The sequence below is a fragment of the Methylomonas sp. MK1 genome (genome assembly GCF_000365425.1).
Taxonomy (GTDB): Bacteria; Pseudomonadota; Gammaproteobacteria; order Methylococcales; family Methylomonadaceae; genus Methylomonas.
This window is the reverse complement of the sequence record NZ_AQOV01000001.1, coordinates 522,340-548,034: the sequence shown is the minus strand read 5'-3', so window position 1 is coordinate 548,034 and position 25,695 is coordinate 522,340. Positions and strand designations below refer to the sequence as shown.

24 protein-coding genes and 1 pseudogene are annotated in these 25,695 nt (G+C 52.2%); 11 read left to right on the top strand and 14 right to left on the bottom strand.

Annotated elements, in window-relative coordinates; translation table 11 throughout:
- The first annotated feature begins 124 nt into the window (after nt 1–124).
- From G006_RS0102345 to G006_RS0102325, 5 genes are all read left to right on the top strand, one after another.
- Complete coding sequence (locus G006_RS0102345; protein ID WP_020481552.1) at nt 125–814, top strand: TSCPD domain-containing protein; 690 nt, start codon at nt 125–127, stop codon at nt 812–814.
- A 58-nt stretch (nt 815–872) separates the two neighbouring features.
- On the top strand, nt 873–1,571 hold the full coding sequence (locus G006_RS0102340; RefSeq protein ID WP_020481551.1) for a hypothetical protein: 699 nt from the start codon (nt 873–875) through the stop codon (nt 1,569–1,571).
- Between the two features lie 579 nt (nt 1,572–2,150).
- Nucleotides 2,151–2,894, top strand: a complete 744-nt coding sequence (locus tag G006_RS0102335) for a hypothetical protein (protein WP_020481550.1) — start codon at nt 2,151–2,153, stop codon at nt 2,892–2,894.
- A gap of 176 nt (nt 2,895–3,070) precedes the next feature.
- A complete protein-coding gene (locus G006_RS0102330; protein ID WP_081607872.1) occupies nt 3,071–3,574 on the top strand; it encodes a DUF4410 domain-containing protein in 504 nt (167 codons plus the stop codon).
- A gap of 86 nt (nt 3,575–3,660) precedes the next feature.
- Nucleotides 3,661–4,203 (top strand): hypothetical protein, encoded by a 543-nt coding sequence (locus tag G006_RS0102325; RefSeq protein ID WP_020481548.1) that lies wholly within the window; start codon nt 3,661–3,663, stop codon nt 4,201–4,203.
- A 984-nt stretch (nt 4,204–5,187) separates the two neighbouring features.
- Here G006_RS0102325 and G006_RS0102315 read toward each other — a convergent pair.
- Entirely contained in the window at nt 5,188–5,379 is a 192-nt protein-coding gene (locus G006_RS0102315) for a hypothetical protein (RefSeq protein ID WP_152428783.1), read from the bottom strand.
- 337 nt (nt 5,380–5,716) lie between these two features.
- Between G006_RS0102315 and tnpA the strand changes: the two are divergent.
- Nucleotides 5,717–6,149 (top strand): annotated as a pseudogene (gene tnpA, locus G006_RS27515) (IS200/IS605 family transposase).
- 332 nt (nt 6,150–6,481) lie between these two features.
- Here tnpA and G006_RS0102310 read toward each other — a convergent pair.
- The gene (locus G006_RS0102310) at nt 6,482–7,978 is read right to left on the bottom strand and encodes a PepSY domain-containing protein (RefSeq protein ID WP_020481545.1); all 1,497 of its coding nucleotides are present in this window, start codon (nt 7,976–7,978) and stop codon (nt 6,482–6,484) included.
- The gene (locus tag G006_RS0102305) at nt 7,978–10,329 is read right to left on the bottom strand and encodes a TonB-dependent receptor (protein WP_020481544.1); all 2,352 of its coding nucleotides are present in this window, start codon (nt 10,327–10,329) and stop codon (nt 7,978–7,980) included. The genes G006_RS0102310 and G006_RS0102305 overlap by 1 nt, the downstream gene beginning before the upstream one ends.
- Before the next feature lie 321 nt (nt 10,330–10,650).
- Between G006_RS0102305 and G006_RS0102295 the strand changes: the two genes are divergently transcribed.
- Together G006_RS0102295 and G006_RS29305 are read left to right on the top strand one after the other, a co-directional pair.
- Nucleotides 10,651–12,045 carry an L-lactate MFS transporter gene (locus G006_RS0102295; protein ID WP_033193999.1) on the top strand — a complete coding sequence of 465 codons (1,395 nt, stop codon included), beginning with the start codon at nt 10,651–10,653 and terminating at the stop codon, nt 12,043–12,045.
- A gap of 19 nt (nt 12,046–12,064) precedes the next feature.
- Nucleotides 12,065–12,193: an MFS transporter small subunit gene (locus G006_RS29305; RefSeq protein WP_268743562.1), complete on the top strand. Its 129-nt coding sequence runs from the start codon at nt 12,065–12,067 to the stop codon at nt 12,191–12,193.
- Nucleotides 12,194–12,196: 3 nt separating this feature from the next.
- Here G006_RS29305 and G006_RS0102285 read toward each other — a convergent pair whose 3' ends face one another.
- Nucleotides 12,197–13,366, bottom strand: a complete 1,170-nt coding sequence (locus tag G006_RS0102285) for a right-handed parallel beta-helix repeat-containing protein (protein WP_020481540.1) — start codon at nt 13,364–13,366, stop codon at nt 12,197–12,199.
- 208 nt (nt 13,367–13,574) lie between these two features.
- Here G006_RS0102285 and G006_RS0102280 point away from each other — a divergent pair, with 208 nt between their 5' ends.
- Nucleotides 13,575–13,931, top strand: a complete 357-nt coding sequence (locus tag G006_RS0102280) for a hypothetical protein (protein WP_020481539.1) — start codon at nt 13,575–13,577, stop codon at nt 13,929–13,931.
- A 30-nt stretch (nt 13,932–13,961) separates the two neighbouring features.
- On the opposite strand, the gene G006_RS24695 is transcribed toward G006_RS0102280, so the two are convergent.
- Nucleotides 13,962–15,992, bottom strand: a complete 2,031-nt coding sequence (locus tag G006_RS24695) for a methyl-accepting chemotaxis protein (RefSeq protein WP_081607871.1) — start codon at nt 15,990–15,992, stop codon at nt 13,962–13,964.
- Nucleotides 15,993–16,384: 392 nt separating this feature from the next.
- Between G006_RS24695 and G006_RS0102270 the strand changes: the two genes are divergently transcribed.
- A complete protein-coding gene (locus G006_RS0102270) occupies nt 16,385–16,780 on the top strand; it encodes a CBS domain-containing protein (RefSeq protein ID WP_020481537.1) in 396 nt (131 codons plus the stop codon).
- Between the two features lie 59 nt (nt 16,781–16,839).
- On the opposite strand, the gene G006_RS0102265 is transcribed toward G006_RS0102270, so the two are convergent.
- The 6 genes from G006_RS0102265 to greB all read right to left on the bottom strand — a co-directional run bounded on the left by G006_RS0102265 (nt 16,840) and on the right by greB (nt 19,875).
- Nucleotides 16,840–17,352, bottom strand: a complete 513-nt coding sequence (locus G006_RS0102265; RefSeq protein ID WP_020481536.1) for a hypothetical protein — start codon at nt 17,350–17,352, stop codon at nt 16,840–16,842.
- A gap of 263 nt (nt 17,353–17,615) precedes the next feature.
- A complete protein-coding gene (locus tag G006_RS0102260) occupies nt 17,616–18,182 on the bottom strand; it encodes a hypothetical protein (protein WP_020481535.1) in 567 nt (188 codons plus the stop codon).
- A gap of 180 nt (nt 18,183–18,362) precedes the next feature.
- A complete protein-coding gene (gene dtd / locus G006_RS0102255) occupies nt 18,363–18,809 on the bottom strand; it encodes a D-aminoacyl-tRNA deacylase (protein ID WP_020481534.1) in 447 nt (148 codons plus the stop codon).
- Entirely contained in the window at nt 18,806–19,216 is a 411-nt protein-coding gene (locus tag G006_RS0102250) for a gamma-glutamylcyclotransferase family protein (RefSeq protein WP_020481533.1), read from the bottom strand. Before G006_RS0102250 ends, dtd begins: the two co-directional genes overlap by 4 nt.
- Entirely contained in the window at nt 19,213–19,377 is a 165-nt protein-coding gene (locus G006_RS28730; RefSeq protein WP_020481532.1) for a hypothetical protein, read from the bottom strand. The genes G006_RS0102250 and G006_RS28730 overlap by 4 nt, the downstream gene beginning before the upstream one ends.
- 6 nt (nt 19,378–19,383) lie before the next feature.
- Nucleotides 19,384–19,875: a transcription elongation factor GreB gene (gene greB, locus G006_RS0102240; RefSeq protein ID WP_020481531.1), complete on the bottom strand. Its 492-nt coding sequence runs from the start codon at nt 19,873–19,875 to the stop codon at nt 19,384–19,386.
- 58 nt (nt 19,876–19,933) lie between these two features.
- Between greB and G006_RS0102235 the strand changes: the two genes are divergently transcribed.
- On the top strand, nt 19,934–20,410 hold the full coding sequence (locus tag G006_RS0102235; RefSeq protein ID WP_026146788.1) for an FKBP-type peptidyl-prolyl cis-trans isomerase: 477 nt from the start codon (nt 19,934–19,936) through the stop codon (nt 20,408–20,410).
- A gap of 64 nt (nt 20,411–20,474) precedes the next feature.
- Here G006_RS0102235 and G006_RS0102230 read toward each other — a convergent pair whose 3' ends face one another.
- The 3 genes from G006_RS0102230 to G006_RS24690 are packed head-to-tail and all read right to left on the bottom strand — an operon-like array spanning nt 20,475 to nt 25,689.
- Entirely contained in the window at nt 20,475–22,286 is a 1,812-nt protein-coding gene (locus G006_RS0102230; protein ID WP_235048812.1) for a TolC family protein, read from the bottom strand.
- 6 nt (nt 22,287–22,292) lie between these two features.
- Complete coding sequence (locus G006_RS0102225; RefSeq protein ID WP_020481528.1) at nt 22,293–23,603, bottom strand: HlyD family secretion protein; 1,311 nt, start codon at nt 23,601–23,603, stop codon at nt 22,293–22,295.
- A complete protein-coding gene (locus G006_RS24690; protein WP_020481527.1) occupies nt 23,596–25,689 on the bottom strand; it encodes a peptidase domain-containing ABC transporter in 2,094 nt (697 codons plus the stop codon). Before G006_RS24690 ends, G006_RS0102225 begins: the two co-directional genes overlap by 8 nt.
- Nucleotides 25,690–25,695 lie beyond the last annotated feature (6 nt).

Sequence of the window (25,695 nt, the reverse complement as noted above, 5' to 3'; positions counted from 1 at the left end):
TTTACCCGCAGGGCATAAAAGCCTAGCGTAACCCAACATTTGGCCTTGATGAGTGTTGGGTTACGGCTGGCGCCTTTTACACCCTTTGGGTGAACCCAACCTACACAGAATATGAGATACCCCCATGACCCTACACAAAATCAACAAAAAAATCGTCGGCTACAAAGTGCTGACCAAAGAAAATCTGGAAGCAGCTGCGCAGGCGGAAGCCGAAGTGGCAAAACCTTCGCTGGAAGAAATGCACGAAAATCTGGCGCGCCCGGAGATGCTGCTGGGTTCCACCTATAAGATCAAAACCCCGCAGTCCGAGCACGCCCTGTACATCACCATCAACGACATCATCCTGAATGAGGGCACGGTGCATCAGGAGCGCCGGCCTTACGAAATCTTCATCAACTCCAAAAACATGGAGCATTTTCAATGGGTACTGGCGTTGACCCGTTTGATTTCGGCGGTGTTTCGTAAAGGCGGCGATGCCACCTTTTTGGTGGAAGAAATGAAGGCGGTATTCGATCCACAAGGCGGATATTTCAAAAAAGGCGGGGTCTTCATGCCGTCCCTGGTAGCGGAAATCGGCCACGCCATCGAATCGCATATGAAACACATCGGCATGATCAAGCCAGACAAGCTCAGCGATCATCATCAGCAATTACTGGACGAAAAGCGCCGGGAGTTTGAAGCCCAGCATGGTGCATCGGAAGGGCAGGCGTTTCCGGAGAAAGCTGTGTTGTGTAACAAGTGCAGCACCAAGGCGATGGTGTTGATGGATGGGTGTATGACTTGTTTGAATTGTGGGGAGAGTAAGTGCGGTTGATGTTTGGCACCTTCAGATAATAACCCTCTGATAATGTTCATTATGTGGTGGAATCAAAATGGACGACGAACAGAAAATTCGAAATGAATTATTTGGAAAATATCGAGAGGATGTCTTGCGGCGTCAGCTTTCGAATACTGAGAACTATGATAAAGCTGTGCTTTCTCTCGGGACAACTTTTTTAGGTTTTTCCCTGGGGTTTCTAAAAGATTTTGTCATATATAAAAACGCAATAGTTGCTTGGCTTTTGCCTATGTCATGGGTGCTATTTTGCATATCAATCGTAGCAACAATTGCGTCGTTTTTTGTCAGTCAAAAAGGCCTTTCGACACAATTGGAATACGCTGAAAAGTACTACTTAGAAAATGATTCGTCTTACCTGACAAAGAAGAATCATGCAGCAGCCTTAACGGATATTGCAAACTTGGGTTCTGCCGTGTCATTTGTGTTTGCTGTTATCACAACAATTGTTTTTGTAATCTTCAATCTTGAAAATGGAGTCAATATGTCTCAAAAAAGAATTCATGGCATTGCCTTAGATGGGGCATCAGTTCCAAGTTTGCAATTATTCACCAAGGGAGCTTCTATCCCAACTATGCAGCAATTTCCGAGTGGTTTGAGTGTTGCAGCAGCGGGTGCCCAAATACCTACTATGCAACTTGCTCCTGCTCCAGTAACAACTCAGCCGGCACCAAGTTCGCAATCAGGTTCTGTCGCACAAAACTCAGGCAATAATAATAAAGGTGGGGCGGAATAGCTGGGTAGGGTGGGCACGGTTTTTGTGCCCACGCGGAAAACTGCCTGTTTGTACAGATAATGATTCGCTACCGCGAACCCTAATTTAACGCCGGTTCGCGGACCGGCAACCGCGATACTTTCTTTTGCGTCGCCAAAAGAAAGTATCCAAAGAAAAGGCGACCCGGATGCCGCTTATTTCCTGCGCTCCTCACTTTTGCCGAGGGTTTTCGGAAGGGGCTTCCTGCCCCTCCGAAAACGAGCGGCATCCCTGCCGCTCCCCTGCGGGCTGATCTCGGCAAAAGCTGCGGTGCTCGGCGCGGCATACGGGGCAAAACCAACCCCTCCAAACCTAACCGCAATTCCTCGTTCCCATGCGCTGCGTGGGAACGACGGACTTGCCCGCGCTGCAGGCCTGATCGTCGCAGCCGGGTAGGGTGGACACGGTTTTTGTACCCACGCGGGATTGCTGGTTTGCATCAACAATGATTTTCTGCGGGAAGCCTGATTTAATGCCGGTTCGCGAGCCAGTAGCCTTTCGCGTGGTCAAAAGAAAATATTGGGATTCAGCATATTCCAGCTGAGCGCTTACAATCAATCAATGAATCAGACGACAAGATATTTCAATATATCAACGGCCTTGGCATTGGTGTGGCTGGCGTGGGCGGTGTTGGGTGTTGTCGATGTGGCCGCGAAGGAAAAGTCTGCCTCGTCCGGAAAAAGGGCGACGCGTAATTTACCCGACATCGATACCACCGAGCCGGCAGCCATTGATGTGGAACAAGAGACTAATATCTTTTCTAACGCGGCGGTGGCTAACTTATCGGCGAACTTTGGTTTGGCGGCTGGTTGGGATGTGGGCTTGAGTGTTCTGAACGCGCAGTTTGCGTCCACCACATCGCCGGCGGCGCCGTTCCAGCCGGATATTTTGTTTAACGTGGAAAAACACTGGACCACGGAAAACCTGCAAGTCATTGTCGGTACGCAAAGCGGTATTGGCATCGTCGAACCCAATAACGTTTTTATGAGCCTGTCTTATCTGGAATATCAACGCCATCTGCCGGATTGGGATGTGGATATCGATACCGGCGTTTACTATGCCAACGCCGGTATAGCCAACCACGACAGTGTTGGTATGCACTTCAGCGCTGAAATTCCGTTGTGGGATGGGCTAAGGCTGAACGGCGATTATTGGTCTGGGAACAACGCCGTCGGTAGTAAAACCGTCAAGCTGATTTACCCGTTGGTCGGCAACTGGCGTTTGGGACTCGGTGCGCAATTTCCAAACCTCAATAACGGTGATCAGATAATCGGTATCGTCGGGCTTTATTGGCAGACTATATAATTCAGGCGGGCAGGGTTTTTGTGCCCGCAGAATTGCCTGTTTGTACAAACGGTGACTCACTAATGCTAGGCTTGTTTTAAGGTTGGATTTACTGCCCGCGCCGCGGGCCTAATCGCCGCAGTGCGGCTAAAGAAGAGTTAACATGCCTTGAAGGGTAACCAGAAAAAGAGGTAACGGTGAAAATATTTTCTTTGATTCTATCGGCATGGCTTTTAACCGGGTGTTCAACGCATCATCTCAATACGGGTTCTTCTGAAAATGTGTCCAGTTATGGGAAAGATATTACGGTAAAAGTCACGGGCGCAAATGCGGATATTGTCGATAAACTTACCCGGTATATTCAGGCCGCTCTTTTAACCGAAGGGTTTAATCTAGTCACCGAAGACAATGCAACGCACTTGGATGTAGCAATTTCAGACTTTGATCCGGGTAATGCGGCATTACGTTTGACGGTGGGCTTTGGCGCCGGCCGAGGCTCGTTGGTTTACAACGCTAAATATACAAAAAGCGGTAAAGTGTTGGTTGATTACGATGGCGCCGAACGTTTTACCGGATTGGAAATCGCGCCCGGAACAAAGTACGAAACTTTCCGCAATTTTGGCGGCGAAGTAACGTCAACCCAGATTTTATTGGAAGAAGCTTCAAAGCATATTGTTGAACAGGCAATAAACCAGAAATAAACATCATGGAGTTAAAAAATATTTGAGTGTTCTTAATGGGAAAGCGTAGATAACTGTGTATTTATAATCAGGGTAGGGTGCAATATATGAACAAATATTTAAAGATATTAGGCCTGATATTGGTGTTGTTTTCAGTGAAAATTAATGCATCGACGTTAACTTGGAATTCAATTACCGGATATGGCCCTACGCTTGGAACTTTACAATACGGTCAACTTACGCCGCACGATCTTTTTGGCACTATAACCGGCCTATATATTGAGACCAATGTTCTTGATGACTGGACCTTTACTTTACACACCACAAGTCAGGTTAGGGTTGCTGTTAATTCACTGGAAACTAATGCCGGAAGTCTTTTATATGCAGTAAATCTTGATGGCAGCCCTTTGGACAAACATCCAGAAAGCGCCAATGAAGCTTGGTTATTTGAAAATACCCTTAATGCAGGCTCTCATACGATAAATATATTGGGTATAGCCACGTCTATTCAGCGTACGAGCGGTTACCAAGTCAATGTTAGTGCCAATACTGCGGTTGTTGCTGTGCCTGCCGTTGGCTGGATGTTGAGTTTTTTTCTGTTTTATATTTTTCAATGCAAGCCGGGCAGGCTTGGTATATCAAACGCATGATGGCCCGAGCTATCTCATCAAAAGTGCAATTTTTGGCTAACAGCGAGGATAGGCAGGATAAAGCCTTAGTTTAAACTGGAGTGGCTGGCTGATGCCAGAATCTCTAACAAGCCGGGTGGGCACGGTTTTTGTGCCCACGCGGAACTGCCTTTTTTTACAAATAATGATGCGTTGCCGCGAGGGTTGATTTAACGCCGGTTCGTGGACGGGCAAACGCGATACTTTCGCTACGAAAACCATCCCTGGTTTTCGCGCTTCGTGTCAGTTTATGGGCTGTTCAAATTCGCTCCAGGCTGATTTGTGCGTCGCCAAAAGTAATCTAGTCGCCCCTGAAAAAGTCGAAATTTTTCAGGGGCGACTAGATAAATGTCTTGGAGGTGCGGTCAAGGTTGTTGAATGCACCTTCGAGATTTGCGAGGGTATGTTCGAAAGCATGGTGGGTGCCTCCCTGATATTTTTATATCCCTTCGGCTTAATGGGGATTGCCTTCGCGTCAGCTGGAAGTGTATTCAGGGTTCGGATCGCAATCCAGATACTATTCTTCGTAGCATCGTTTTGCAGCAAATATTGCTTGTTTGAGTCTACTAAACAAAAAATGCCTTGTTAAACAAGGCATTTTTAGAAATATGGCGGAGAGCTAGTGCTTCTAACAAAAGTCCTATAGTGTTTTTTGTCGTCCTAAATTCTTGTTAAAAAACTATAAGTTACAAATTTATTGTCCAGCTTGGTTCGATAAAATATACTCCAATCCGATGCCGAAAGTAGGGTAGGAAGTAGGGTAGGATTTATGAGTCGAATTTTGAATAAGCTGAACGCACGCAAGGTTGTTACGATCAAAACTCCCGGTGTAATCACCAGCGCTGAAAATCTTGGAAACGGAGCGCCAGCGAAGTGAAGATTTTTAGTCCCCGATAGCCGTAGCGCCGGGCGGGTTTTCGCAGCGAAGCGGAGAAAACCTGCAAGGCATCGCGACACGGCGTTAAGTCATGCGAGAGCCGATGTTTCGACCCCTTGTTGGGTCGGAACGAGGTGACGCGGATGAATCGGGGCGCCGTAGGCATAAGCGGTCGCGTAATTTTTGCCGATTTTTTCCAGCAGGATGCCCGAAAAAATCTTTCGGCAAAAATAGCGACTCCCCGGACGTTCCGCAAGGCGAATGGCGAAGAGGTTGGCCATCAATGAGCCAGTACCCCAATTGATACCCGCATAACGGCAATATAAGCCATATTTACGCACCGGAAAGCAAAAAACTCACCTGCCAGCTTCTGCAAAACCACGGCAATCAATCAAAACGCAGTTCCCACTGACTTTCAAAAATCCGCCTTTTTCAACACAATCGGCCGAAACTGTGAGTACGCAAATTTCTACAAACCAATAAATTTGTGCCAATTTTAACCAAAAATGAGAAATCCCCCGGCTCTGCCGGGGAGACAGCTGAAGTTTGACATTTAGAGGAGTCCATCAGGACACTCGGACGCGTGAGCCGCCAAGCAAACGCGAAGAGGAGAGCCTGATGGACGAGAACGAGAGCTTAAGTCACTCGAAATGGGAGTGCAAATATCATGTGGTGTTTATTCCGAAATGCCGTCGCCGAACGCTGTACAAGGAGTTGCGTAAACATTTGGGTGAGGTGTTTCGAAGGCTAGCGAGCCAAAAAAGAGAGTCGAATATTGGAAGGTCACTTGATGCCGGATCATGTGCATATGCTGATTTCGATTCTGCCGAAATATGCGGTTTCACAGGTAATAGGTTACATCAAAGGGAAGAGCACGATTCATTTGGCACGGGTTTATGGTGAAAAGAAGCGAAATTTTGTAGGCCAGCATTTTTGGGCAAGAGGTTACTTTGTATAGACCGTGGGTCGGGATGAGACGATGATTCGGGAATATATCCGGCATCAAGAACAGGAAGACCAGCGAATTGAACAACTGAACCTTTGGCAATGAGTCGCTGCTTATTGGCGGCTATTATGAAAGGGCCGCGTTAGCGACCCTATTTACGGCTTTGAGCGGTTCACAACATAAAGCCCCCGGCTTTGCCGGGGGATACTTTACTTTTATCCAGGCGGGTTCTTGAGTCGTTCATGGTTTTAGTATCCGCAGCATTTGGCGTTTCGGTAGAAGGGGATACTCAGCGAGGCTACGCTAGTCGTCACAGAATAAGCGTTTTGGCTGAAGTTTTCTAACCGTTAATGATTATGCCGATCATGCTGCGATAGTACTCATCCCAAATGGTTGGGCTCCCGCTTGCTCGGAAGTGTCGGTAGTCTTGGGTTGGCTTAAGGAGTAGACAGCTTTCGCTTCACGCGCTGCCAGCCGATGATGATGCCGCTTGCGCTAATCAACAAACCGCCGGTGCTAAACACTATCAACAAAATATCCCAGATTGGCCGATTGTTTAGTAATGGCAGCCAGTCCCAACTATGCAAAAAAGCAAACAGCCAGCGGCTGACGCGTCTACCGGCATCGAGTTTGCTGAAGTTACCGGTGTAGGGATCGAGATGCAGCCAAGTGCTGTCGGAGTCGGCGAATTCCAGACGCAGGATAGGCAAACGTTTTTCGATGTGCCCGGTCATGGTATGCGCAGCGCGGCTGTAGTAGTAAAAGTCGTATTCGTTTAACACGCTTTGCTGGGTGATTTTGCTCTGATCCATTAGCCGTTCCGCCGCATTTTGCAGTTCCGGCCAGCCGAATTTTTCGAAAACCAGGCCATTAGCCTGTGCCGTCTGGATACGGCTGCGGCCTAGGGCGTCAAAGCCGATGTAATATCCATGACCGTTCAGTAAGCGCCATTCGATTTCTCGTACTTGAAATCCTGTCTCTTGGAAGCGAGCCAAAGCCTCCGGCACGGATAATGGGAAATATTGTGGCGAAATTTCTCCGCCCATGTAGGCTTGCATGCTAGGTTTTGCAGCGGTGGAATCGAATATTTTCCACGGGTTCATCGAAAATAAGCCGCTGAGTATCCAGGTGAAAGCGATTACGCCAAAGCCCAATCCCAGCAAGTGATGCCAACGCATCCAGCCGTTGCGGTATGGGGTTTTCGTGCCGTGCTTGTACCGGCCTTTAAACCGCCAGCGCAGTAGGCCAACCGCGATGCCGAACAGGCTCAATATCGAACCGGCCAGCGCGGTGTAAATGATGATGTCGGCAGCGTAATTATCCAGTGCGCCGCCGCGAAACGGGTACAACCAATGAATCCAGGCGCCCAGCCAGTTCCAGATGCGTTCGTTTTGATTGGCGTCGCGTACGACTTCGCCGGTAGTGTTGGAAATATAAAGCAGCGTGGCTTGCTCGTCGTCCATTTGCACTCGGTGTAGCGGGCGATGTTCGTCCAGTGCTTTGGAATGCGTCCAGGCGTCTTCATTGATGCTGTCCAGATAATGGCCGCTGGCTGTTGCCAGAAAATTCCCGGCTGATGCCAACGCCTGAGCCGGCGTGACTTGATCGATACGGTTCCCGGTTTCGGCATCGACGGCAATTTGCTTTTTGCCGTAAGCAAACACATAACGCGGTACGCCGGCCACGCTGGTCAAGCGCACGCTATCGGGGCTTTTAGGTTGATCAGTAGCGGCCAGTGCTTGCGCCAGGCTGATGCGGCAGCGCTCCTCGGCCAAGCCAGGTAAGCCGCTCAGCCTTTCTTGCGGCGTTAGTTTGGGGTAGCCGATATACATCATCACTACCCCGGACACGAACCACATCGCCATAAACAGGCATAGCACTATACCCAGCCAGCGATGGCTCAGGTATAGATAGCGCTTGAACCTGGTGAGCATTAAAAGTCTACTTTCAATTCCATCATGAAGGTACGCGGTGCAGCGACAAAGAATAACGGGGCGCTACCGCCGCTACCCCATTCGACGTGTTGCTCGTCGGACAGGTTTTTAACCCGCGCGGTGACGGTGGCTTTTGGGTTAAATTTCCACGACAGTTGGGTATCGAATACCGCATAGGCCGGGGTTTTGATCAGGTTGGCGGTATCGACGAAGCGGTCGCCGACGTAGCGCGATCCAAAATTCCATTGCCAATCGGCATCGAAATCCCAGGTTAGCCACGCGTTGGCCACCCATTTGGCGACATTGGCCGGCCGATTGCCTTTTCTTGACACCGTGCTGGTACCGACGGTTTCCAGGAACTTGTCGTACTGGGCATCGACATAGGCCATGTTGCCTTGTACGCTCCATTGATCGTTGAGTTGTACGCCGACATTGGCCTCCACACCGCCAGAGGACTGTGCACCTATTGGTAACTGCCGATTTCGGTCCGTCGGATCGGTTATTGATAGGTTTTTGCGTTCGATGTAGTAGCCCGCCAGCGTCGCCGAGCCTTTGCCGTCCCAAAAGTCGAATTTAGTACCCACCTCCGCTTGCCGGCCCGTTGTGAGGTCGAAGTCTTGCAGCGCGGCGAAGGTGCCGGTGGTCAAAATGCCGGATGGCGGATCGGCGGCGGTGCTGTATTGCGCGTAGACGTTAAAGGTGGAGGTGATGTCGTACATCAGTGCTGCGCGCCAGGTCACAGCGGTCCAGCGGCGGCCGAAAGCGGCGGGGTTGGTGGCGGTTGGTGCAACAAAGGACGTGCGCAGATTCTTTGAATCCAAGCGTATGTCGTCCACCCGCACGCCGGTGATCAAATTCAGATCGGGCACCAGGGTCAGGCGGTTTTCGGCATAGCCGGCGACGGTATACAACTCGTTGCGGGCGTTGGTGATTGGCCCGGTGGCTAAAGGGTTGTCGTAGTAGGTGCCGGTGCTGAAATTATATGGATTGACGATGCTGACGGTGCCTGACGAGCTTTCCATGCTGGGTGCGCGGGTTTGCTTGTTGTAGGCAATGTCGACCCCGGCCGAGACTTTCGAAGGCAGGCTGAACCAATTGCTGCTATGCACGATTTCGAATCGGTTGCCGACCAGAGCCTGATCGTGATTTACCGCAAACGATTTATTACGGGTAATCAGGGTATTCGTGCTGTTCCAGTCGTAACCTTCTACGTTTAAGTACTGGCGATCCGCTTTGTAATAGTAAAAGGTGTTTTTGAATTGCGTGTTATCGGACAGTTGATAATCGACAATGTCGCGTAACCAAAACACCTGCTGATCAAATACCGAACCACTTGCGTTATAGTTTTTAAAGCGGGTGCCGGGGTCTATTTGCCCTTCGTTGGGGCCCAATCCCTCAGTGCCCCAGGGTACGATTCGGCCGTTGACCACCGGATTAAGTACCGGCGTACCCCAGTAAGAGTCACGATCCTCCATCTGGTGCTCAAAGGCGATGGTGTGCGACAGTTTGGACGTAATGTCGCTTAACAAGGAAAACGACATCACCCCGGAATCGGCTTCCGTGTTGTCGATATAGCCCTCGGAACCTAAGTAACTGATGTCCGCTTGTAGCCAGTTATCCGTATTGCCGAGCTGGCCGTTAAAACCATAGGAAGCTCTGCGGTTTAAATATTCGCCCAGCGAGACCAAGCCGTGGTGTTCATCCAGGCCGCGATGCGCGATTTTGCTGACGTAGTTGACCGAGCCGCCTACCGCGCCTTGACCGTATAAGAATGTAGACGGTCCGCCCAACACCTCAACCCGGTCAGTGATCCAGCTGTCGATGGGCCGAGCGGCAACGACATCATATTGCACGGTGATACCGTTGAATAACTGGGTGATTTGCGCGCCGGTAAAGCCGCGCATCGATACAGAACCGGCCGAGCCGGGTTGCGACGATACGAGTATGCCTGGAGCTTTTTCCAAGGCTTCCTGCGTAGTCTGAGCGCCGCGTTTTTCGAAAGTCGCCCGGTCAATGATGGTGATCGAAGCCGGCGTCTCGCGAGGCGTCAGGCCCAAGCGGCTGCCGGTGGCGGCTTCGGTATCCAGTTGCGGTTTTTGGTTGGGTGGATTAAATGGGGCCGTTCCAGCGACGGTGACCGTATCCAGGGTAGTGGCATTGTCGCTGGTTTGGCTTTGGTTGGCGGTTCTGGCGATTTTGGTTTTGCTGGTTGTCTCGCTGTTTTTTAGATCCTCGGTCGGCGATGGCTCGGCGGCGTTAGCGATGCCGTGCAGCGAAAAAAGCAAGGCGGCGACGCCTGCTAGTTGGCCGGTTTGGGCAACTGGAAAATCCTGTAACTTGGTTTTTTTCATTGTTTTTTAGTCAGGTATTTAGAAGTTATAAGGCTTTTCGGAGACAGCAAGTAGTGTGCCGAGATCTGAAGACCCAGAGTGGCGGGGAATACGGTAGATCAAGTGTTAATTTTTTAATTAATCTGTGTTAATTAAATGGGTCGGTTTGCGGTATATGGCTTTGTTTGCAGGCTTGGCGTTGATGCAGACAGCAAGTATCAGGACGCGGCTTGGCCGATATTGGATTTAAAGCCTGCCGGCCGGCAATGCTAAAATGTCGCATAGGCCGGCGCTGCGGGAAAACGCCAATATCGATAATTTAGCTAAACAATGGATTCAAGTATGTCGGGATTTTTTTCCAAACAACATAGCGTCGCGCAGCCCGGCTATAGCCGTTGGTTGGTACCTCCGGCGGCTTTGTCGGTGCATTTGTGCATCGGCCAAGCCTACGCATTCAGTGTGTTTAATGATCCGTTGACGCGAGTGATAGGTGTCGCTAGTTCCGCGCCGGACGATTGGAAGCTGACTACGCTGGGCTGGATCTTCAGTCTGGCGATTGTGTTTTTAGGTTTGTCGGCGGCGTTCGGCGGCAAATGGCTGGAAAAAGTCGGGCCACGCTTAACGATGTTCGTCGCGGCCTGTTGTTTTGGCGGCGGTTTTTTGATCTCTGCGCTGGGCGTGCACCTGCACGAAATCTGGTTGATTTATCTCGGTTACGGGGTAATCGGCGGGATTGGCCTAGGCCTGGGTTATGTGTCGCCGGTATCGACTTTGATCAAATGGTTTCCGGATCGGCGCGGTATGGCAACCGGCATGGCCATCATGGGTTTCGGCGGCGGCGCGATGATAGGCGCGCCCTTGTCGGTGCTGCTGATGGACCAGTTCAAATCGGCCGAATCGGTCGGGGTAGTGCAAACATTTTTGGTGATGGGCGGCCTGTATTTTTGTTCGATGCTGATAGGCGCATTGACCATCCGCATACCGCCGCCCAACTGGCAACCGGAAGGCTGGACACCGCCGTTGGTGCAAAACAAAATGATCACCGACAAGCATGTGCATATCGACCAAGCCCTGAAAACCCCGCAGTTTTATTTGTTGTGGCTGGTGTTGTGTCTGAACGTGACAGCCGGCATCGGTGTGTTGGGTCAAGCCTCGGTGATGATACAAGAGATGTTTAAAGGCTCGGTAACGCCGGCTTCGGCGGCCGGTTTCGTCGGTTTGCTGAGCTTGTTTAATATGGGTGGGCGGTTTTTCTGGTCGTCGGCTTCGGATTTTCTCGGCCGTAAAAATACTTACTTTATTTTCTTCGCAGTGGGCGCTGGCTTGTATTCCACGATACCTACCATGGGTATGACCGGCAATATGGCGCTGTTCGTGCTGTTGTACGCCTTGATTATGAGTATGTACGGCGGCGGTTTTTCCACAATTCCGGCTTATCTGGCGGATATTTTCGGCACCCGTTTCGTTGGCGGCATACACGGCCGCTTGCTGACGGCCTGGTCCACTGCCGGGGTGTTGGGACCGGTGTTGGTCAATTACATCCGCGAATATCAAATAAACCAGGGCGTAGCAAAGGCCGATGCCTACAACGTCACCATGTACATCATGGCCGGATTATTGGTGGTGGGTTTTATTGCCAATCTGTCGATACGGCCGGTACACGAGAAACATCACATGAAACACGGCGATTTCGACGAGCTGGACGGTATTTATCCGGCCGATGACGCCGATCATTAAGCAAGGCAGGGGGCAATCCATGAATAACTCAGAAACCAGTAAATCTTCCAGCCCCTGGCTGTTGGCGGTATTTTGGCTTTATGTGCTGATTCCGCTTAGTTGGGGGGTGTGGTCTACGTTGAAAAAGGCCTTGGCTTTGTTCGGCTGAGGTTTAATCCGGCTGTTTGGCGATAAATTCGTAGGCACCCACATCAAGCGGTCCTTGTTGGCGGCGTTTTTCGCTGCCGCGCGGATGGCGATAGACAAATTGCGGATTAAGCAGCATCCCGTTGGCGGCGAATCCGGGAGAGATGCCTTGATCGATTGCCGGGGCATCTGACTTCAGGCGGTAATCGTAACTTGCCGGATCGCTTAACACGGTGGCCGTAGCCTTGAGGTCGTGGTTTTCCAGGTTGGGACCAACCAGTTCGGTGGCTTCGCCTACCAACAGATTGTTGATTAACATCGCTGTGGCGATACTGTGATTATTCAGGAATGCACCGCCGGGATGATCGTTGACGAAGGTATTGTTGACCAGATAAAGCTGTTGATTCGGCTGGGTTTGGTTGTTTTCGGCGGCAAACGCCAGCATTGCGGCATTTTCGGTGTTTGCACCCTGATGAAACAGATTCCCAATCAGATAGCCGGCGCCGCCATCGGGTAAGTCCACCAGATAACTGGAGCCGTTACGTTCGTCGGTGATGCGATTGTAAAGAATATAGTTTTCCCTGGCCCGCGATTTGACGTTATGGCCGGTGCTGGCATCGTGGACATAAGAATTTTGCAGGGTAAAACGGCGGATATTGCCGATGTAGATGTTATGGCCCAGTTTGCCGTAGCGCGGATAATCGACGGTATTGTCGTTAAACTCCGAGTTTTCGATCACGATGTCGCTGTCAGGGTTAACTCCGGTCAAGATGCCCATCTGGTTGTGATGGAAATGGCAGTTCCTCAGGGTCAGATTAGTACCTTCGAAGCGGATGCCGGCGCCGTTCAGAGCCGGCGCGGTTGCACCCGAAAGTTCGATATTCTCAACGACAACGTCGTTGCCTTTTAGCACCCAAATCGCTTTGTCTTCCGCAGAATTGCCGAGCGCTTCCAGATGGGCGCCGCCTGCCAGTCCGCGTATGGTCAGCCGCTGCTGCGGCCAGCTGGCGATATCGCCCCGATAAAGCCCGGCATCGATACTGACTACATCGCCGTCTTTGGCCAGTCTCGCAGCGGCACTAGGCAGTTTAAGCGCGCGCTGCGGGCCGACTTGCCATTCGGTGCTGTGCGCCGGGAAAGCCAGCAGCAAACAAACAACACTTGCCAAACACTCCGAAAATATCAAGCGATGCATCCCGGCTCCTGGTGTGGACACCTGTAAAATTCGTTAATCCTAAGCGGTATATTCTGTCCGGTCGAGCAGCCCCTTACAAATGCGTCGGACTGAACTTGCAATATTTAAAGTAATACTTGACCCAGATGAGAGTATTATCCTGCTATCAGGCATATTTGCCAGACCTACGACTTGATTATAAGAATAGCTAGACGCTACAGGAGGACACATGGCTTCACTTGATATGCAAGGGGCTTACGATTTGAGCAATGCCAAAATCAACGAACTAATCACCGAAAGCGCCGAGGGCAATTATGCCTTGGGCATTATCAATCAAAAAACCAATAAGTTTGTCGTCAAATACGTGGGCCGTTCGGAAACCGACCTAAACGCCCGCTTGAAACAACACGTGGGCAGATATCCCAAATTTAAGTTTAGCTATGCCGCATCGCCCAAGGCCGCGTTCGAAAAAGTCTGCCAAAATTATCATGATTTCGGCGGCTCGAAAAAACTGCTGAATCATGTGCACCCGACGCGGCCAGCGGACGTCGATTGGAAATGCCCTTGCTGCAACGCGTTCGATTGAGTTTTTGAGCCGAGTATTTTCAAACCGCGGCTAATAGGTTGCGGAGTGATTGAAAAAGGCAAAACAGGCTTTTAAACTCTGTGCGGACTCCGGTGACATGAATTCGTTGAATTTGACGCCGTAGTGGTGTTCGCCATCCACGGGTTTGTGCCAGACTAGGGTGCAGGTAAGCTCCAGTGGCAGTTGGGATTCGTATTGCTGAATATTGTCGTACGGAATGCGCAGCTGAATAGTAATGGAGCTGTTTAGCGGGCAGGGCAGTGCCACGGGCAGACGCAAACAGGCGCCGGACATGCTGAAATCGGCGGTGACCCCGTCGAGAACCAAGTCGGCGATTTCCACATGTGCCAGCAAATAGTGGCTGCTGCGTGGAAATTTGCGGTGCTCGTTGGCGGCTGGTGTTGCCGTCCACTGCGCATCGAAGCTGAAGTGCTCTAACATGTTGCGCATTTTTTCGGTCACCACGTAAAGATCATCACTGATGGTTCGAGTGATATGCACTTTCGATTCGTTCTGGCCCAGTGCTTCGAACAAGGCTTGTACTCTGGCTTGTAACTGGTTGACATTATCCAGTTGGTGTCGAGTGACCGTGGAAATTTGTTGCGCAGTGCCGGCGTTTTCCGCTATCTGGCCGACAATTTCGTTAATCACTACGCTGGTGGTTTCGGCTTTTTCCATACCTTGTTTGGTGGTCTGGATGATGGAGCCCATCGCGTGCGTGTTTTCTTCGATGATTTTGGTTAATTCGCCAATAATGCTGGCGATTTCGGCGGTAGCGCTGGAGGCGTTTTGTGCCAGTTTCCGCACTTCATCGGCCACTACGGCAAAGCCTCTGCCGTATTCGCCGGCTCTGGCGGCTTCGATGGCGGCGTTCAAGGCCAATAAATTGGTTTGCTCGGTGATGTTACGGATCGTGGTGGTAATATCCTGAATTTGCCGATTGGCCTGACGCAGTGCCAGGGTTTTCGCTTCCGCGCTTTCCACTTCTTTCACAACCCGGCGCATTTCATCAAGATTTTCGTTAACGGCGACGATGCCTTTTTGCGCGGTGTTTTGCGTTTCCTGGGTGCGGTGGCGGATTTCTACGGAAAAGCGTTCGACTTCTTCGGTCGTAGTACGTAGTTGTTCGGTAGCGGTTTTTACCTCGGAAGATCGAGCCTGTTCCGAGCGGTTGGCATTGGAAATGCCGCCGGAGATATTGGATATTTGGTAGGAAGACTGACCGATTTGCTTACTAACCGCGTTGATCTCGCGCATATGGCTGGTCAGTTCCTGGCCCATCAGCTTCATAATAGCCAGTAGACTGCTGGTATCATTTTTCTCAGTGGCGACGTTGATGTCCAACTGACCCTTGGCGATACTGCCGGCAATTTTTGATGCGTAGCTGGGTTCGCCGCCTAATACGGTAAATAATTTTCGCGTTAGCCAGACGTTGGCGGACACGATCAATAATAAAGCCAGGCCGGCAACCGTGGCGCTGACCGTAAACATTTGGTTTTGCATCTGATTTTGTTGCTGCGATGCGGCGTTGGCTTGTTGTTCCAAGGTGCCGGCAAGCTGATTGAGTTTGTCGGCCAGAATTTCCGAGGCCGCGTCGAAGCCATTCTCCGGGGCTTTCATGATCAGGTTGCCGGCTTCACGGCCTTGCTGAAAATAGGCGTTTGCCATGCGTTCACCGGTGGCATAAAGCTCGCTCACGGCGTTATCGGCGTCTTTAATCGCCGGTTTCTTGTCCGGCATCATCGCCAGTAAACTCGTCAGTTCCGCATGAGCGGCGTTTTTTTCCGCTAAGGCTTCGCTGTAATCGTCTTCACCGACCGCTGACGCATCGGTCAGAAATTGCTGGATTTGCACCACGTGATAGCGAACATTTTTAAACGCCAGAGTAGCGTTTACCAAGCGCTGCTTTTCGGTTTCCGCTGTTTGTAGTTTGCCGTGACTAATCCAGACAAATATATTGCCGACTACCAGCAGTAAAGCCACTGTGGCAGTTAATACCGTCAATAGTTTGCGTAATGAAAAATCCTGGGGTCCGGAGTGATTACTAAGGGAATCAAGCATAAGCGGTGTCCATATTTAGCAGAAACGTCAATGTGCGGTTTGACAAGTTTAGACTGATACGCGAGTTGTATAGTCATTTTGTAGCTGATTAATCCGAAGCATGCATGTTGTCGTTCCCGGTAGAGAGCGGCGGCTTTTTGGAAAGGGCGGTTACAGCGAATTAGTGGGTGAGATAAATACGGAATTAACCCGTTAACCCGGACATGGTTTTCAACACCGAGATCACAACGCATTTCCGTAGCCGTTGCTGCCATGTTGCTGGGAATAATAAAGCTAGCTAGTGCGGGGAATTTTTATAATAATCGCATAGGGCAGAAGTTAGCTGATCGCTGAACCGGTCGCTTACATGGCTGTCCAAGCTTAGAATAAAAAATAATAACAGGAGGTACACCATGCTAGCCAAAATAGCTGTAGTCGATTATATGTCGACCAAAATCGTTACCGTTACCCCCGATACCGAAATTTCTCAGGCGGTTAAAATCTTATTGGACCACAAAGTGACTAGCGTGCCGGTTGTGGACCAGCAAGGTAAGTTGGTGGGGATATTTTCCGAAAAAGACGGCATGAAGGTGTTTGTCGAATCCGCTTACAACCAAAGTATGGCCGGAAAGGTGGGAGAGTTCATGAGCAAAGACCCGCAATTTGTTGATGCCGATGCCAGTCTCGTGGATGTGGCCAGTAAATTTCAGGAATCGCCGACCAGGAGTTTTCCGGTTTTTCAAAACGATCAGTTTGTCGGCATGATTAGCCGGGTCGATGTGCTAAGAGCGTTGTTAGCCATTCGCTAGATGTTTTAGTTCAAGGGCAGACAGCCTCCTATGGATCGTTGTCTGCGCCTTATCCAGCTTTATTGCCGCACGCCGGCGGACACATAGGTACCCATGATGGTATCAGTGCACGTCGCGGTAATCTTAGCGCCGTTTGGCGTTACCGTGCCGGTACAATTGCCCTTCGATACCCAGCCGTTTTGGTACTGTGCGGTGTAATCGTAAGTCAGGGTTTGGGCGATCAGATTGCCGCTGCCCTTTGATGTGTAGCCTATGCCTTGCGCCAGCATCCCCCATCCCTGGAATTCAAAACTATCGCTTTGTTGGTCTATGTGGGTGCCGCCCGCAGTCGGCGCGGCGGGGTTATACCAGTCGCCGCTGATGTCGATGACCGGAGAAGACTCGACAACCGCAGGTGTTGTCTTGGCAATCGGCGGATAAGTTGCCGTCACAATTTGCTGAGCCGGGGGCGATGCGGCGTCCTTCTGCTGTCCAGTCAATTTATCCCAGTTAGTGATGATAGCGACACTGATCGAGCCGATTACACCAATGATCGCGGCGGCGATAGCGGGATTTTGATTGGATTCGGCCATAAGCTCCTCTATTGCTGAATAAAAATGTCCGGCCGACTGACGTGGCACAGGTTGAGAATTTAGCGCAGATTTAAGCGATTCGGCAATCTAAAAGATGCGCCTGTTGGCTGTTGAATAAAGTGGTGGGAGTGAAGAGGCTGGATCCAGCCGCGTGAAGGAAGGCGGTATTGGAATATTTGACAGGTCTGGACTGGTTTTATCGGGCCTAACTGCGGATGGTGTAGTCGCCGCAGTTAAACCCGAATCGGATCTGAGATTACAGATTACTTATCGCATTTATGCGCGGAGCCGCAGCAATCGGCCATATCGCCGCCGTGCTTTTTGCAATGATCCGCACTGCAATCATGGGCTGCGCCGCCTTGATGATGGGCACAATGCTGGCTGCTGCAATTGGCGGCAGCGGCGGCTTCGTGATGGGCGCAATGCTCGGTGCCGCATTGGTGGGCGCTGGCATTGGCATCTTGCGCGCAATGTTGGGCGCAGACTTTGTCTTTAGCGCCTGGGTGATCGGCGCAATGTTTTGCGCAATCGTGTTCGGCCGCGGCTTTATCGGCGCAATGTTTTAGGCAGGCTTTGCCTTTTTTACCTTTGTGTTTGGCGCAATGCTCAACGCAATTGTGCGCTGCGGCATCGGCTTTATGTTTAGCGCAATGTTCCGGGGACATGGCGGGTGCCGCTGGCGCGGGGGCGGCGGTTTCAGCCGGTGCCGCGGTTACTGGCGCCACTAGCGCAGGCTCAGCAGTTGCTTCGACCGGTTTTGCGGATTCGCAGCCCGTCAGGGTCAGCAAAGCCGGCAAGGTTAAGGCGATGAGCAAATGTTGAATTTTCATATGTATTTCTCGGTTGGTGATAAAGGAGGCGCAATTGTAGGGGTAAGGTGCGCGTTAGGCAAATAAAATGTGTTATTTAACACAGTTTATTTTTGGTTCCTGAAAGCTCGGTATGGGGTGTTTGCTGGCGATGGGTCAATGAGAAGGTAGGAAAATCGATGCCAAAAATTGGTTGCTGAGCTATATTCCCTGGCAACGTAATGTAAAAGTTACCGGGCCGTCGTTGATCAATGCTACTTTCATATCTGCGCCGAATTTGCCGAATTGGCTAGCTGGGTAGGTCTCCTGCGCACGCTGTTGCAAATACGCGAATAATTCCCGGCCCAATTCCGGCGGGGCCGCCGAAGCAAAGCTGGGCCGGTTGCCGGTATCGGTATTGGCTGCCAGGGTAAATTGCGGTACCAGCAGCAGGCCGCCCTGAATATCGCGCAAACTCAGATTCATTTTGTCATCTGCATCCGCAAATATCCGGTAATTCAAAATCCGCTCCAGCAAACGGTCGGCTTGCTTGGGTGTATCGGCTTTCTCGACAGCCACCAAGGCCATGACGCCGGTGCCGATCACGCCGATGTCGATACCGTTTACCGTGACTTTGGCTTGGGTCACGCGCTGGATAATGCTGATCATGTGTGTTCCTGCAAATAGTTTAGGTAGTCGCCGCTGTGGATGCGCATTAGTTCGTTCACGGGGCGATTGTAAAGATAGGTCCAAGCCAAAACGGTTTGTCCATCCGGCAAACTTACCTGTAGTTCACGGCGGAGGTATTCGTGCGGCTGCGGAAAATACGCGGCGCATTCTTCGTAAATATCCAGAGCCGGCAGCGTTTGTTCGGGGTTTTGCATTAGATACAGTTCGCCTTTGACCAGCTTTGTTCCGCCAGCAATAGTGCCCGGATAAGCATCAATTTCGTATAGTTCGCCGTGGATAAATGCATCGCCGATGTAATCGCAATCTGCGAGAAACGGGTGTTGGATTTGATTTTGACGGCTTCGGCGCAGTGTGCCGTAGACAAACAGGTATTGCGGTTCTGTCATGAATAAATGCGGTCGACCAAGTCCTTGAACCAGCGTGGGCGAAAGGCCACGATATAAAGCAGGGTCAAACCCATCAGCGGAACCGGACCAATTTCGACAATAGTCAATAACAGAATGAAGACAAACCACTTTAAACGGGCAAACGAGGCTTGTTTACTCATGGTCGTTCAGTAACGAATGGCGGTGATGTAATACCGCGTTTCTTGCTCGGCGTGTCGGACGGCTATTTCGTCGTCCAGCATCTTCTTCAATAAGGCTTTAGCTAAAGGCGAATCCAGGCTGATCAAACCGCCCGTGGTATCGATTTCGTCGGCGCCGACGATGCGATAAGTGATTTCTTCGCCATCCATGGTTTCCAGCGTCACCCAGGCGCCGAAAAACACCTGATTACGATTGCCCGGCTTTTCGGACACCACTGTCAGTGACGGCAAACGTTTTTGCAGATAATGAATGCGCCGGTCAATTTCCCGCAGTTCCTTTTTCCGGTAGATATACTCGGCGTTCTCCGAGCGGTCGCCTTCTGCGGCGGCGGCTGACAGCGCAATGGTGACATCTTTACGCCGTTCCCAGAGCTGTTTTAGCTCGGTTTCCAGAGTGCGATAGCCTTCGGCGGTGATGTACGGCGAAGATTTAGGGCGGGGCGGTCGCCAGCGTGACATGTTTTTTCGGGGAAAAGGTTATATGATGTCGGCTTTTTTTCATCCAGCGAAGACGCTTATGCAAATCACAGACAAAACGGCTGTTTCCATCCATTATACCTTAACCAACCAAGACGGTGAGCAGCTGGATAGTTCCAGAGGCGAAGAGCCGTTGTTGTATTTGCATGGCGCGGGCAACATTATTGCGGGTTTGGAAGCTGCTTTACACGGCAAGCAAGCAGGCGATAAATTCAACGTCACTATAGCGGCCGATCAGGCTTACGGTGAAGTGTCCGAAGAAATGATCCAAGTGGTATCCAAAAAAATGTTCGACGGTATGGATATCGATATTGGCATGCAGTTTCATGCCGACGTTAGCCACGGCCCCGGCGTTATCACCATCGTCGAGATCGACGGCGACGATGTTACCATCGACGGCAACCATCCTTTAGCCGGCGAAGATTTGACGTTTGACGTGGAAGTTATCGATGTCAGACCGGCGACAGCCGATGAAGTGGCCCACGGCCATATCCATGGCTCAGGTTGTCATCACTAGCAGCTGCCCCTTAGCTACAAATCAGTAAGCGATAAACGCGCTGCTTTTATCGCTTACCTAGCCCCTAATGAGGGGTGGTGTTCAGGCCCAAATCCACCCGACTATGTCCCAGCAAGGTGCCGGTGGCAAACGCCAGATCTATCATCGACACTTGATAGTCGCCGATCGCACGCACTTCGCGCAGCTGCGCCTCGCCGAGGCGAGTCAGGGTTTCCAGTACTTCGGTCATCGTCCGCAGGCCTTCCTTAAACTGTTTGAGTTCGGCGTCGTAATTCAAGCCGGCCAGCACCACGTTTTGGCGGGTGGCTAGAATGCGTTGCCAGTTCTGGCTCATTTGATCCAGTGAGTCGTAGATTTCCCGGCGTACGCTCAATTCGCGTAGTTGTTGGGTGGTCAAACGTTGCATGCGTTCCTGCACGGCCCGGTCCAGACGCGCGCGGCGCAGCTCGTTGCTGAGGGGGATTTCCACGCGTAAGCCCACCGACCAATCCGAATAATTGCCGCTCAAGGTCTGATCGAAAGCGCCGCCGTAGGACGACGTGTCGCGGCCCAGCGCGGCGTAGTTGTAATCCAGCATAAACATCGGCAAGGTTTGATTGCTGAGATAATCGATCTTGGTCAAATCGGCGGCCAGCTTTAATTCCAGTTCCAGCAATTCCAAACGGCCGTCCAAGGCGCGTTGTGCCAGCTGCTCGCGGTCGAGATTAAATTCCAGCAGGGTCGGCGAGGTATCGGGGATCAACAGAGTTTGCGAATCCAAATCCAGACCGGGTGCGTTCAATAACAATTTCAGCTGGCGTTGGCGGGTCTTTAAGCTGGTTTCGGCGATAATCAGCGACTCCAGGCGTTCGGCCACACCGATTTCGGCACGGTTGATTTCCACGCTGGCAGTTAAACCTTCCGCCACCCGTTTTCTCACCATGTTCAGGTTGTTCGAGGCGTTTTCGTACTGTTGGCGGCGCACGTCCAACTCGCCCCAGGCGACATACAGGCTCCAATATGCGCGTTCGACCATCGCCAACACTCGAATCGCCTGCAAGCGGGTTTTTACGTCTACCGCTTGTTGTTCGTAACGGGCGATGCGGATCCCTGCTACGTTATTGGAAATACCGGCGTCACGCAGCAAGGGCTGGCTGATGGAGAAGCGCAGCGCATTCTGATATTGGTCGGAAGCGACGCCGCGAAACTGGCGTTTACCGTCGAACGGCGAGCTGACGGTGACTTTTGCGCCGGTGCGTAAAGGAATCACGATGCCCGCTTCCATATCCAATACTTCGGTCTCTTGCGGGACGGCGGTGAGTTTATCGATTTCGTTCTTCAGCGGAGAAGTGGGGTCGACCGGGGTGAAACTGACCACATCCAGATTTTGCGCGGGTGTATTTTTCTTACCGTATTTGGCCTTGGCAAAGATCAAATCGTCGAATTTGGCTTCTTCTTCGCTAACCGCGGTGGCAGCGATTTTCGGGTCGGCCTGGGCGATCTTCAGGTCCAGATTGTTTTCTAAAGCCATGCTGCGCACGTCCGAGATGGATAGCTGCTTGCTAGCTTCCGGCGCTACTTTGGGTAACTCGGGTTTAGCCGCGCTGGGCGGGGGCAGGATGGTCGCCGATTTTGGCCGGCCTTCCTTAAACTTGGGTAAGGCCTGCTCCACGGTTTGCGGCGGCAACTGCGAGATGGCCGGCAGCGGCAAGCCTTCATCGGGATTCAGACGTTCTTCCACCCGCTTCACGAGTTTACGGTCGGGGCTGGTATCGAGATACTGTCCGCAACTGACCAGTAAAGGTATCAGCAATATTGTGCCGATAAGCCGCCCGCAGGCTCGCAACTGCTTGGCCGTAGCCCCTGTGTGGTGGTGACGGGATGCAAAACGATTCATAAGCGCTTATTTCAATTTTTGTCTGACCAGATCGGTTGCTGGCGCTTCCGTAGTCATTTGCGGCGGAAAGGCATTCAGTTGACGCCACAGTTCGTAGGCCATCGTTACCCGGTTCAACAAGACCCAGCCTTTCACTCTCACGCCTTGGCGGGCGAAGCGTTCAGCCGGCCAGGGCCGGTCTTTGGGGTCGGGCACGATCAGCACCCGGAATTTACCCTTGCCGTCGTCGGTAGAATCCACAAAGGCTACCAGCCCGCCAAAGGTGCCCACGGCCACTTCCGGCCAGCCGGCAAATTGCAGGGCAGGCCAGCCCTCGAATTGCAAACGCGCATGCCGACCCGGGGTGATCAGTACCGCATCGTTACCGTCCACCCACAGTTCCACGGCTTTCACATCCATGTCCGGCACCAATACCAGCAGCGGATCGCCTTGTCTGACGATGTCGCTCTGCGGATTGGCCAGCAGTCTGAGGATGCTGCCGTCGCGGGGGGCCCTGATTTGTTGCGACTGCTGGCGGGAGACATCCACTTCGCTTTTCAATAAGCTGCTGCGGCTGTCTTCCAGTTCGCTTTGCGTTTTGTTGGCCGAGGCAGTCGCCGAATCAATCCGGGCCTGAGCATCGGCGCGAATCCGACCTATTTCCGCTTCGGCGGCGCGTTGTTCGGCCAAAGCGCCTTCCAGACTGGCTTGGGAGCTGTTTAAGCTGCGCTGCGCCACGATGCCATCGCGTTGTGCGACTTCGTAATCACGTTGAGACACCAAGCCGTCGCCGATCAACCGTTGCAGACGCTGCGTTTGCACGCTGGCCGCTTCCAAGGTAGCGCGTGCCGAAGCGATGGCTTCGCTGGCCGAGCGCGCGCGTTGCCTTGCCACATCCAGCCGGTATTGCGCGGTAGCCACTTGTAAATCGCGGGTGGCAATCAAGTTGTCGATTTGCAGGCGGTATGCCTTTAGCTCTGCTTCCTTGGCCGCCAATTTAGCAGCAGCTGCCGCGCGTTGTTGTTGCAGGCGTTCCAGCAATTCCGGATCGACATCGGTTATTTCCATCAGCAAATCGCCGGCCTTAACTTTGGTGCCTTCTTTAGCATGCCAACTGACGATGCGCCCGGAAACCGGCGCATCTAAATTCTGTTGACGTTCGAGCGGCGCAAAGGCCGAGACCCGGCCGTTGCCGTTGATGTTTTGTTGCCAGGGTGTCAGCAGCAGGGCTGGCGGGGTTAACAAAAATAACCAGACGCAAGAGCGCGCTAAACTGCTAACCAGGCGCGGGGTGTGGGCCGCCGATAGCGCGGACAGCCTAATCTGTAAATCAGTCATGGGCGGCTCCGGGCAAATGAATAACGCGTTGGCAAAGCGCGGCTGTTTCGGTTGCTCCGGTCAGTAGCAATAGCGTCCAGGGTGCATCGGCGGCAAATAGCGCCGGTGCCAACTGCTGCTGCAATCCGGTGTCCAACCCATCGAGTATGCCATCCACGATCAACAAGGCGGGGCTGGCGATGATGGCTCTAGCCAACATGACTTGTATGGCTTGGCTATGGGCAAGCGGTGAGCCGCCGGGACTCATCACGGTATCCAACTCCATGCCGGTCAGGCCGACCTTGGCTAGGGCCCGCTCGACATCGGTGACGCTCAAGTTCGTATCGCCGAGCCGGACATTTTCCAGCATGCTGTCGTGAAAAATCTCCAGTCGGCTGACCACCGCGATGTTCTGCCGCAAGCTGCTCAGGCGCAGATCGTCCAGAGCCTGGCCGTTGATTTGTATCTGCCCGGCTTGTGCTTGCCGCATCCCGCTCAATAGCGAGGCCAGAGCGGTTTTGCCGCTGCCGGGGCCGCCTAAAATCGCGACTTTTTCGCCCGGCTGTACGTGCATGGAAAAATCGGCGAACAATGGTCGCTGCGAATTGAAGCCAAATTTCAAATTGCTGATCGTTAAAGACGCCGGACCATTGAATTCTGCATCCAGCTCAGCGGAAGTTTCTAAAGGCAAATCCAGTAAATGACCGATCTTGTCCGTGCCGGCCATCAAGTCGTAAAAACCTTCCAGATGTTTACCGAATTTGATCAATGCCAGTAAGGCCGACGAGACGATCAGTTCCGCTGCGACCAATTGACCCAAGGTTAAGTGGCCGTCTATTACCAGATAGCCGCCGATAGCCAACAAGGCCGTACTGGCGATGGCATATAAGGCCACAGAGGCGATCACTTGGCCCAACAGCACCCGGTAATGCCGGCGTTTGGCTGTTAAATAATCCAGTGCCAGTTGGTCGGTACGGTTGGCGGCCATCGTGGCACCGTTACCGAATTTAAAGGTCTGGATGTTGCCGGCCACGTTTTCCAGCCAGGCTACCAAGGCATATTTGCTGATGGATTCCTGAATCGCCGTCGTGACCGCGCCGCAGCCCAACAAAAATACTATCGCTGTGATAGCCAACAGCAAAACCACATCGAAAGCCAAGAGGAAGGGGTGATAGAAGGCCAGCATGATCAGGCCGACGCAGGTTTGCACCACTGTGCTCAAACCGTCCAATAGCAGCGACGAACCGGCTTTTTGCAAGGTCAATACATCAAAAAAGCGATTGACCAGTTCCGCGCCGTGTTGACTGTCATAGGTATCGCTACGCACCCTGGGCAAGCGATGGGCCAAGTCGGCGGCCAGGCGCACGAAAATCCGCCGCTGCACGATTTCCACCAGATAGGATTCCAGCACATAGACCGCGCCGGCGAAGCTTAGAAAGAAAAACAGGATGGTCGCCAACACGATTAAAGGCTGACCCATGCCGCCCATCGCCACGGTATTGACCAGCGCTTGCACCGCCACCGGCGAAGCCAGGGCCAGTAAGCCGGAGCCCAAAGCCAAGCCCAACAATAGCCAGAGATCGTGGCGGTCGGCGCGTAACAATTCCAGCAAGCGGCGGAATGGCGGCATGTGCGCGTGATGGTCTTGGCTGACGGCATTCTCAAACGGCGCCTGAGCTTGCGCTAACAGCCATTCGCTAATGCCGGCATCGGATCGGCCCAGTAATTTACCGATGTCAGCCGGCTTGACGAGGCGCTCTTCGATAACCTCACCTTGGGCCAAAGCCACTCTGACTTTGCCGCCGCGAAATCCGTACAGGACTATCCAGCCGTAACCGTCGGACAGGCTGGTTAGTAATGGGGTTTGCGGGGCGGAGGCATTTGCGGCGGCGGTTGGTGTGAGCAGCACACTCTCCATGTTCAAGCCCAAATGGTCGCCGATAGCGACCAGCGCTGCCTGAGTATCGTCGCCGGCTGATTCTATCAAACGCTCCGTAAGTCCTTGGGCTTGGCTGTGCATCTCCAGCAAGCCGAATAAAAACTCCAGTAGGGTCAGCGTCGATTGTTTTCGGTGCGGGTGTTCCTTAAATCCTGAGGCGGTGCTCATACGTAA

Excerpts from the sequence above, each read along its gene's own strand:
- G006_RS0102345 (WP_020481552.1), top strand. The coding sequence starts at position 125 with ATGACCCTACACAAAATCAACAAAAAAATCGTCGGCTACAAAGTGCTG.
- G006_RS0102340 (WP_020481551.1), top strand. The coding sequence starts at position 873 with ATGGACGACGAACAGAAAATTCGAAATGAATTATTTGGAAAATATCGA.
- G006_RS0102335 (WP_020481550.1), top strand. The coding sequence starts at position 2,151 with ATGAATCAGACGACAAGATATTTCAATATATCAACGGCCTTGGCATTG.
- G006_RS0102325 (WP_020481548.1), top strand. The coding sequence starts at position 3,661 with ATGAACAAATATTTAAAGATATTAGGCCTGATATTGGTGTTGTTTTCA.
- G006_RS0102315 (WP_152428783.1), bottom strand. The coding sequence starts at position 5,379 with ATGGCCAACCTCTTCGCCATTCGCCTTGCGGAACGTCCGGGGAGTCGC.
- G006_RS0102310 (WP_020481545.1), bottom strand. The coding sequence starts at position 7,978 with ATGCTCACCAGGTTCAAGCGCTATCTATACCTGAGCCATCGCTGGCTG.
- G006_RS0102305 (WP_020481544.1), bottom strand. The coding sequence starts at position 10,329 with ATGAAAAAAACCAAGTTACAGGATTTTCCAGTTGCCCAAACCGGCCAA.
- G006_RS0102295 (WP_033193999.1), top strand. The coding sequence starts at position 10,651 with ATGTCGGGATTTTTTTCCAAACAACATAGCGTCGCGCAGCCCGGCTAT.
- G006_RS29305 (WP_268743562.1), top strand. The coding sequence starts at position 12,065 with ATGAATAACTCAGAAACCAGTAAATCTTCCAGCCCCTGGCTGTTGGCG.
- G006_RS0102285 (WP_020481540.1), bottom strand. The coding sequence starts at position 13,366 with ATGCATCGCTTGATATTTTCGGAGTGTTTGGCAAGTGTTGTTTGTTTG.
- G006_RS0102280 (WP_020481539.1), top strand. The coding sequence starts at position 13,575 with ATGGCTTCACTTGATATGCAAGGGGCTTACGATTTGAGCAATGCCAAA.
- G006_RS24695 (WP_081607871.1), bottom strand. The coding sequence starts at position 15,992 with ATGCTTGATTCCCTTAGTAATCACTCCGGACCCCAGGATTTTTCATTA.
- G006_RS0102270 (WP_020481537.1), top strand. The coding sequence starts at position 16,385 with ATGCTAGCCAAAATAGCTGTAGTCGATTATATGTCGACCAAAATCGTT.
- G006_RS0102265 (WP_020481536.1), bottom strand. The coding sequence starts at position 17,352 with ATGGCCGAATCCAATCAAAATCCCGCTATCGCCGCCGCGATCATTGGT.
- G006_RS0102260 (WP_020481535.1), bottom strand. The coding sequence starts at position 18,182 with ATGAAAATTCAACATTTGCTCATCGCCTTAACCTTGCCGGCTTTGCTG.
- dtd (WP_020481534.1), bottom strand. The coding sequence starts at position 18,809 with ATGATCAGCATTATCCAGCGCGTGACCCAAGCCAAAGTCACGGTAAAC.
- G006_RS0102250 (WP_020481533.1), bottom strand. The coding sequence starts at position 19,216 with ATGACAGAACCGCAATACCTGTTTGTCTACGGCACACTGCGCCGAAGC.
- G006_RS28730 (WP_020481532.1), bottom strand. The coding sequence starts at position 19,377 with ATGAGTAAACAAGCCTCGTTTGCCCGTTTAAAGTGGTTTGTCTTCATT.
- greB (WP_020481531.1), bottom strand. The coding sequence starts at position 19,875 with ATGTCACGCTGGCGACCGCCCCGCCCTAAATCTTCGCCGTACATCACC.
- G006_RS0102235 (WP_026146788.1), top strand. The coding sequence starts at position 19,934 with ATGCAAATCACAGACAAAACGGCTGTTTCCATCCATTATACCTTAACC.
- G006_RS0102230 (WP_235048812.1), bottom strand. The coding sequence starts at position 22,286 with ATGAATCGTTTTGCATCCCGTCACCACCACACAGGGGCTACGGCCAAG.
- G006_RS0102225 (WP_020481528.1), bottom strand. The coding sequence starts at position 23,603 with ATGACTGATTTACAGATTAGGCTGTCCGCGCTATCGGCGGCCCACACC.
- G006_RS24690 (WP_020481527.1), bottom strand. The coding sequence starts at position 25,689 with ATGAGCACCGCCTCAGGATTTAAGGAACACCCGCACCGAAAACAATCG.